This window comes from Tardiphaga robiniae, from assembly GCF_013359755.1.
Lineage (GTDB): Bacteria > Pseudomonadota > Alphaproteobacteria > Rhizobiales > Xanthobacteraceae > Tardiphaga > Tardiphaga robiniae.
This window is the reverse complement of sequence record NZ_JABMCJ010000064.1, coordinates 91,706-98,720: the sequence shown is the minus strand read 5'-3', so window position 1 is coordinate 98,720 and position 7,015 is coordinate 91,706. Positions and strand designations below refer to the sequence as shown.

Sequence of the window (7,015 nt, the reverse complement as noted above, 5' to 3'; positions counted from 1 at the left end):
CTACGGGGGTCTGCCACTCATGCTGGCTGGACGTGGCATTGGTGAACGGCGGGAAACCGTCGGGATCAGCGGAGTGCGGAGCTCTGCGCCTTTGCCCGGAAGAACGGTCCCGGGGACAGAAATCGCCGCGGTGGCGCGCCGTGAGGCGTTGCGCGGTTGCAGCTTGCCGGCGTTCCGGCGGAGCGGATCGCGACAGAAACCACCCCTTGCGCCTCACGGCGCGCTGCCACCCCTCATCGTTTGAGGGGCACTGCTCACACCTCGGACGCGCAAGCGCCGCGAGACTGCGAGAGCGTGGCTGTTTGATATTTGAATCGGGAGAAGCGACTACACCATCTCGCCGCGCGCATTCGCTGCCGCCGCGCGGATGCCGTCGATATTCGCCTTGTAGCTCTCCACCGTGCCGCCCTTGAATACGGCCGAGCCGGCGACGAAGGCATTGGCACCTGCTGCGGCGAGTTGCCCGGCGACTGCAGCGGACACGCCGCCATCGACTTCGATATCGATCGGACGGCCCGCGGTCATCGCGCGCAGGTCCGAGATCTTGCCGAGCGCCGACGGAATGAAGGCCTGACCGCCGAAGCCGGGATTGACCGACATCACCAGCACGAGATCGACGAGATCGATCACATATTCGATGGCCGAGAGCGGCGTGCCGGGATTGAGCGAGACGCCGGCCTTCTTGCCGAGATTGCGGATCGCCTGCAGCGTGCGATGCAGATGCGGGCCCGCCTCGGCATGGACGGTGATGTGATCGCAGCCGGCCTTGGCGAAGGCTTCGAGATAGGGATCGCATGGTGCGATCATCAGATGCGCGTCGAAGATCTTTGTCGTGTGCGGGCGCATCGCCTTGATGACGTCGGGGCCGTAGGAAATGTTCGGCACGAAATGGCCGTCCATCACGTCGAGATGCATCCAGTCGGCGCCGGCGGTATCCACGGCGCGGACCTCTTCGCCAAGCCTCGCGAAATCAGCCGCCAGAATGGACGGGGCGATCACCAGCGGGCGGGGCGTGAAGCTCTGGGACATCGGATTTCCTGAACGTTTTTGGGCGGCGGCGAATGGACCGCCTCGCGTAACATGGGGCCGGGGGACGGGCAACGCGCCAGCCACGGCCGCGCCATCGACGCGCTGCAGCAGGATAGTCCCGGCACATTCTGCCGCAAGGGCACGATTTGCCGGGAAACGCGCGCGGCCCGTGCGACCAAGGCCGTTGTTTTATCGAACTTTTTTCGCTGGCATGGAGCTTGCTCCATGTTCCCCAGGGTATTCACGCCGCACGCTGCGGCATGATCAGGAATTTGACGATGCTGCCAGCTCTTGCTGCTGCCACCACCGCGATCGATGCGCTGCAGGCACTCACCAGGTCGAAGTCGAAGGCCGCGACCACCACGACCGGTGTCACCCAGAAGACCGCCAGCCCGTTCGATGTCGCCAGCACGTCGACGGCGGCGAGCGCCACGTCATCGACGGCAACCTCCGCCACCAGCAGCACGAACAGCTCCTACAAGCTGGCCCCGGGCACCATGAGCACGCTGCTCGATGCCCAGAGCCAGCCCGCGACGGCGGCCTCTTCGGCGAAACGAGCCGACTCGCTGAAAAGACTGATGGGGATGCTCGACAGCGACGGCAGCGGCGGCATCAGCAAGGCGGAGTTCGAGAAGAAACTTGGCGCCGGCGGCACCAACACCGCCAATGCCGACAAGGTATTCGCCGAGCTCGACAAGAACGGTGACGGCTCGGTCAATATCGATGAACTGAGCCCGGCGCTGAATGGCGGCAAGGCACATCACGCCGGCGGCGGTATGGGCGGTGGATCTGGTAGTGGCTCTGACACTGCTGGTTCGACCACAACGACCACGGTGAATGCTGATGGCAGCACCACGACTTCTATCGCCTATGCGGACGGATCGACGGTGAGTTCGACCACGGCCGTCCCCACGTCGTCCACGTCATCAACCGCAAGCTCGTCCTATAACGCAATCGAGAAGATGATCGCGCGTCAGGCGCAGCAGATCTCAAATGCGAAGTCGACGCTGGCGATCAGCGCCTGATCTGCGTTCCGATCCCGAACGCGCCAGTTCGCGATAGGCGAAGCGATCACGAATACGGTGATTGAAGAACGCGCCGCGTGACGCGGCGCTGCTGAAGGCCGCGTGAACTTCCGGCGGCACCTGCGCATAAGCATACCGGCGGCCGCTGGTGAAGGTGATGCGTAGTTCGCGGCTCACCGGATCATAAGTGACATGTCGAATCGCAGTCGACGGCATCGCAATCCTCCGAATGTCTCCCGGATAGAAACGATTACCGGCGCGATTGGTTGCGGAGCGATGACCTAGTTCCGGTCGCGAAACGCTGGAAGCGCGCCCGCAAACGGCAGCGCCGTCGCTTCATACACGCCACGCGCGATGGCGCGGGCGATCACATTGCCCGCGATCATGCCGAGCTCGGTCAAGCCCACCAGCGGATCGATCGGCTTCTCGCCCGTCGCGGCCGCAAACACGATGTCGCCGTCGAGCGGCGCATGCACCGGATAGATCGCGCGCGCAAATCCGGTCTGCGCCATCATGGCGAGACGCCGGGCCTGCGCCTTGGTCAGGATCGCATCGGTAACAACGACGGCAAGTGTCGTATTCTCAATCGAGGTTGCCGCCGGTCCGCCCTTGATACGCATCGCAAGCACCTCGGGCTTCAACTTGTTCGGCATGCCGTGTCCGCCGAACTCATTGCCGACTTCGAATGGCGCCGCCCAGAAGTGTGGGCCATCGTCGATGGTGACGCTGCCGACCGCATTGACTGCCGCGAGTGCGGCGACGCGCACGCCCGATGGCGTGACGGCGGAGGCCGAGCCGAGGCCGCCCTTGTAGTTGACTGTCGTGGCGCCCAGTCCTGCGCCGACGCTGCCGAGCTTGAAGTCATCGCTGGCTCCCGCCGCGGCGGCATAGCCGAGATCGCGATAGGGCGGAAAGCGGCCCCAGGCCTTGTCGCCGCCATTGAGCAGGTCGAACAGGATCGCGCCCGGCACGATGGGGATGACGGCATTGCCGATCTGGTAGCCGCGGCCTTGTTCGGCGAGCCAGGCCTGCACGCCGCCGCCGGCTTCGAGCCCGAAGGCCGAGCCGCCGGCCAGCGCGAGGCCGTGGATGGCATCCACGGTGTTCACAGGATCGAGCAGGGCGCTTTCGCGCGTGCCCGGTCCGCCGCCGCGGATGTCGACGGAGGCCACGGCCGGCCTGTCGAACAGGATGGCGGTGACGCCGGAGGCCAGTTGGGCGTCGTCCGCGTGGCCGACGCGAACGCCGGCGATATCGGTGAGCAGGTTCTTCATGGCGGTTCCCTCTTGGCCCGACCAGACCGCAGCAAGGCTGCCCGGTCAACCGATCACACATGATCACAACAGCCGGAAGTGGCGGGCATTTGATCCATCCCGCTTGCATCCCGTCATGTCAGCGGTGCATCTAGCCGCATGATCTCCGATGTCACGATCCCCGCCGCATTGATTGCTGGCATTGTCTCGTTCCTGTCGCCCTGCGTGCTGCCGCTGGTGCCGCCCTATCTCATCTATCTCACGGGCGCGACCATCGAGCACGTCGCCAATGACGAGCAGGAAGCGGCCTCCCGGCGCGCGGTGATGATCTCGGCGGCCGTGTTCGTGCTGGGCTTCTCCACGGTGTTCGTGGCGCTCGGTGCCAGCGCCAGCCTGGTCGGCAGCGTGGTCCGCTCCTATGCGGCGGAACTGTCAATCGTTGCCGGCATCCTGATCATCCTGATGGGCCTGCATTTCCTCGGGCTCACGCGCATCGGGCTGCTGATGCGCGAGGGACGCCTGAGCATGCCCAGGCCGGTCGGCCTGTGGGGCGCCTATGTGATGGGTCTGGCTTTTGCGTTTGGCTGGACGCCGTGCATCGGACCTATCCTTGCGGCGATCCTGTCGGTGGCGGCGGCAGAAGCAACGGTGACCAAGGGCGCGGGATTGCTCGCGGTCTATTCCCTCGGCCTCGGCATTCCGTTCCTGATCGCGGCCTTCATGGTTGAGCAGTTCTCCAGCGTGTTTGCGCGCATGAAGAAGCATCTCGTCCATGTCGAGCGCGCGATGGGCGTGTTGATGGTGATCACCGGTATCGCGTTTCTGACCGGCGCCGTGTCGAATGCCAGCATCTGGTTGCTTGAGACGTTTCCCGCGCTGCAGAATTTCGGGTGAGGGGGTCCCTCGTAACCTCGCCCCGCACTTGCGGGGAGAGGTCGGCGCGCAGCGCCGGGTGAGGGGCCTCACGCTGGAGAAGACACAACCGATATCTATCGGGTCGGCAGATCAACAAAGTTAGCAACCCGCCCGGACAATATTCGATCCGATAGTCCGAGATGGGGCAGGTGCATACCATGCCCCTCACCCGGTCAGCTTCGCCGCCCGACCTCTCCCCGCAAAGAGCGGGGAGAGGTTAAGGGAAGCGCTCGCGGCGTCGCCTCAGGTTCCCTTCGCGTCGATCTGGGTGTAGTTGCCCTTGGCGTCCCACTTATAGACGACATAGTCGATGGCCTTGATGTCGCCCTTGGCGTCGAACGCCATCTTGCCGAGCACGGTGTCCCATTCGCCGGCCTTGATCACATCCATCACCTTCTTGGTGTCGGTGGAGCCGGCCTTGGCAACGGCCTGCGACCAGACCTGGAACGCTGCATAGGTGTAGAGCGTGTAGCCTTCGGGATCGATGTTCTTGGCCTTGAACTTCTCGACGATCGCCTTCGCGGTCGGCTTGTTGCGCGGGTCGGGGCCGAAGGTGAACAGCGTGCCTTCTGCCGCGGGGCCGGTGATGGAGGCGAATTCCTTGTCGTTCATGGCGTCGCCGGCCATCAATATGGTCTTAAGGCCCTGGTCGCGCATCTGGCGCAGGATGAGACCGGCTTCCTGGTGATAGCCGCCGACATAAACCAGATCGATATTGTCGCGCTTCAGGCGCGAGACGATCGAGTTGAAGTCCTTGTCGCCCTTGTTGTAGCTCTCGAACATCTTTTCGGTGAAGCCGGCCTTGTTGAGTGCCTTCTTGGTCTCGTCGGCGAGACCCTTGCCGTAAGTGGTCTTGTCGTTGAGGATCGCGACGTTCTTGCCCTTGAAGTTCTTGGCGATGTAGTCGGCGGCGACAAGGCCCTGCTGGTCGTCACGGCCGCAGACGCGCAGCACATTGGCGAGCTTGCGTTCGGTGAACAGCGGGTTGGTCGACGCCGGCGTGATCTGCAGCACGTTGCCGTCGGCATAGGCTTCGGAGGCCGGGATCGACGACGACGAGCAGAAATGGCCGGCGACGAACGGCACCTTGGAGCTTGCGAACTTCTCGGCGATCGAGCGGGCCTGTTTGGGATCGCAGGCGTCGTCACCGACCTGCAGCGCCAGCTTCTTGCCGAGCACGCCGCCAGCGGCATTGAGATCGGCCACAGCCTGGTCGGCGCCGTTCTTCATCTGGCGGCCGAAGGCCGATTCGCCGCCCGTCATCGGGCCGGCGACCGCGACGTTGATGTCCTGTGCAAAAGCTCCGCTTGAGAGCAGCGACGCGGCAAAGGCCAGGCCGATCACATTCAATGGTTTCATGGGGATGATCCTCGCAAAGAGTTTTCGGCCACAAACGCAATCCGGCCGCCCGAACGATAGGATCATTCTCAACTTATTTTGATGCCGAGTCATCGGCAATTTTCGGCCGCAAACAGCCAGCCTGTGAGTCCGGCTGCGGCAGGTCGTCGCAAGAGCTTTCGCTGTGCGAGTCCGCTCCGGCGGATCAAAAAAGATGCCGAAACCGCCCTGGTGTGGGCAGTCGCGTCACGTCGGCTCCGCATCGACATCATGACGTGAGGCGAGCCGCACCTCTCGCTATGCGGGAGAGGTGCGGCCGGCAGGCTTACTGCTTCAGTTCGGCGTAGTCGCCCTTGGCGTCCCACTTGTAGACGACGTAGTCGATCGCCTTGATGTCGCCCTTGGCGTCGAAGGCCAGCTTGCCGAGGACGGTGTCCCATTCGCCGGCCTTGATCGTGTCCATCACCTTCTTGGTGTCGGTGGTGCCGGCCTTGGCGACGGCCTGCGACCAGACCTGGAACGCCGCATAGGTGTAGAGCGTGTAGCCCTCGGGATCGATGTTCTTGGCCTTGAAGCGGTCGACGATCGCCTTGGCGGTCGGCTTGTTGCGCGGGTCGGGGCCGAAGGTGAACAGCGTGCCTTCCGCAGCCGGGCCGGTGATCGAGGCGAACTCCTTGTCGTTGATAGCGTCGCCCGCCATCAGCACCGTCTTGAGTCCCTGGTCACGCATCTGGCGCACGATGAGCCCGGCTTCCTGGTGATAGCCGCCCACGTAAACCAGATCGATATTGTCGCGCTTCAGGCGCGACACGATCGCATTAAAATCCTTGTCGCCCTTGTTGTAGCTCTCGAACATCTTCTCGGTGACGCCGGCCTTGTTCAGCGCCTTCCTGGTTTCGTCGGCGAGGCCTTTTCCATAGGTCGTCTTGTCGTTCAGGATCGCGATATTCTTGCCCTTGTAGTTCTTCGCAATGTACTCGCCGGCGACAAAACCCTGCTGATCGTCGCGGCCGCAGACGCGCAGCACATTGGCGAGCTTGCGTTCGGTGAATAGGGGATTGGTCGAGCCCGGCGAGATCTGCAGCACATTGCCATCGGCATAGGCTTCCGAGGCCGGGATCGACGACGACGAACAATAGTGACCGGCGACGAAGGGAATGCGCGCGCTGGCGAATTTCTCGGCAATCGAGCGGGCCTGCTTGGGATCGCAGGCATCATCGCCGACCTGTAGCGCCAGCTTCTTGTTCAGCAGGCCGCCAGCGGCGTTGATATCGGCGACAGCGAGTTCGGCGCCATTCTTGAACTGGCGGCCGAAGGCGGATTCGCTGCCGGTCATCGATGATGCGACGGCGACAGGAATATCCTGCGCCAGTGCAACGGACGCCAGCGCAATCGAAGCACCCGCCGTCAGGCCGATGAGTTTGATGAATTTCATAGGAAGTCCCCGTGTTCCGT

General features: G+C 63.5%; 7 protein-coding genes. 2 read left to right on the top strand and 5 right to left on the bottom strand.

Annotated features, from left to right (window positions below):
* Positions 1-327 precede the first annotated feature (327 nt).
* Positions 328-1,029 (bottom strand): ribulose-phosphate 3-epimerase, encoded by a 702-nt coding sequence (gene rpe / locus HP556_RS02775; protein ID WP_175365829.1) that lies wholly within the window; start codon positions 1,027-1,029, stop codon positions 328-330.
* A gap of 278 nt (positions 1,030-1,307) precedes the next feature.
* Here rpe and HP556_RS02770 point away from each other — a divergent pair, with 278 nt between their 5' ends.
* A complete protein-coding gene (locus HP556_RS02770) occupies positions 1,308-2,054 on the top strand; it encodes an EF-hand domain-containing protein (RefSeq protein WP_175365828.1) in 747 nt (248 codons plus the stop codon).
* Here the strand turns inward: HP556_RS02770 and HP556_RS02765 are convergent.
* Together HP556_RS02765 and HP556_RS02760 are read right to left on the bottom strand one after the other, a co-directional pair.
* Positions 2,019-2,270: a KTSC domain-containing protein gene (locus HP556_RS02765; RefSeq protein ID WP_093756460.1), complete on the bottom strand. Its 252-nt coding sequence runs from the start codon at positions 2,268-2,270 to the stop codon at positions 2,019-2,021. The genes HP556_RS02770 and HP556_RS02765 overlap by 36 nt on opposite strands.
* A gap of 65 nt (positions 2,271-2,335) precedes the next feature.
* On the bottom strand, positions 2,336-3,328 hold the full coding sequence (locus HP556_RS02760) for a P1 family peptidase (protein WP_175365827.1): 993 nt from the start codon (positions 3,326-3,328) through the stop codon (positions 2,336-2,338).
* A 138-nt stretch (positions 3,329-3,466) separates the two neighbouring features.
* Here HP556_RS02760 and HP556_RS02755 point away from each other — a divergent pair, with 138 nt between their 5' ends.
* Positions 3,467-4,201, top strand: a complete 735-nt coding sequence (locus tag HP556_RS02755; RefSeq protein WP_175365826.1) for a cytochrome c biogenesis CcdA family protein — start codon at positions 3,467-3,469, stop codon at positions 4,199-4,201.
* Positions 4,202-4,465: 264 nt separating this feature from the next.
* Here HP556_RS02755 and HP556_RS02750 read toward each other — a convergent pair whose 3' ends face one another.
* Positions 4,466-5,581 (bottom strand): branched-chain amino acid ABC transporter substrate-binding protein, encoded by a 1,116-nt coding sequence (locus tag HP556_RS02750; protein WP_175365825.1) that lies wholly within the window; start codon positions 5,579-5,581, stop codon positions 4,466-4,468.
* A 304-nt stretch (positions 5,582-5,885) separates the two neighbouring features.
* Entirely contained in the window at positions 5,886-6,995 is a 1,110-nt protein-coding gene (locus HP556_RS02745; RefSeq protein ID WP_089264999.1) for a branched-chain amino acid ABC transporter substrate-binding protein, read from the bottom strand.
* Positions 6,996-7,015: the final 20 nt, after the last annotated feature.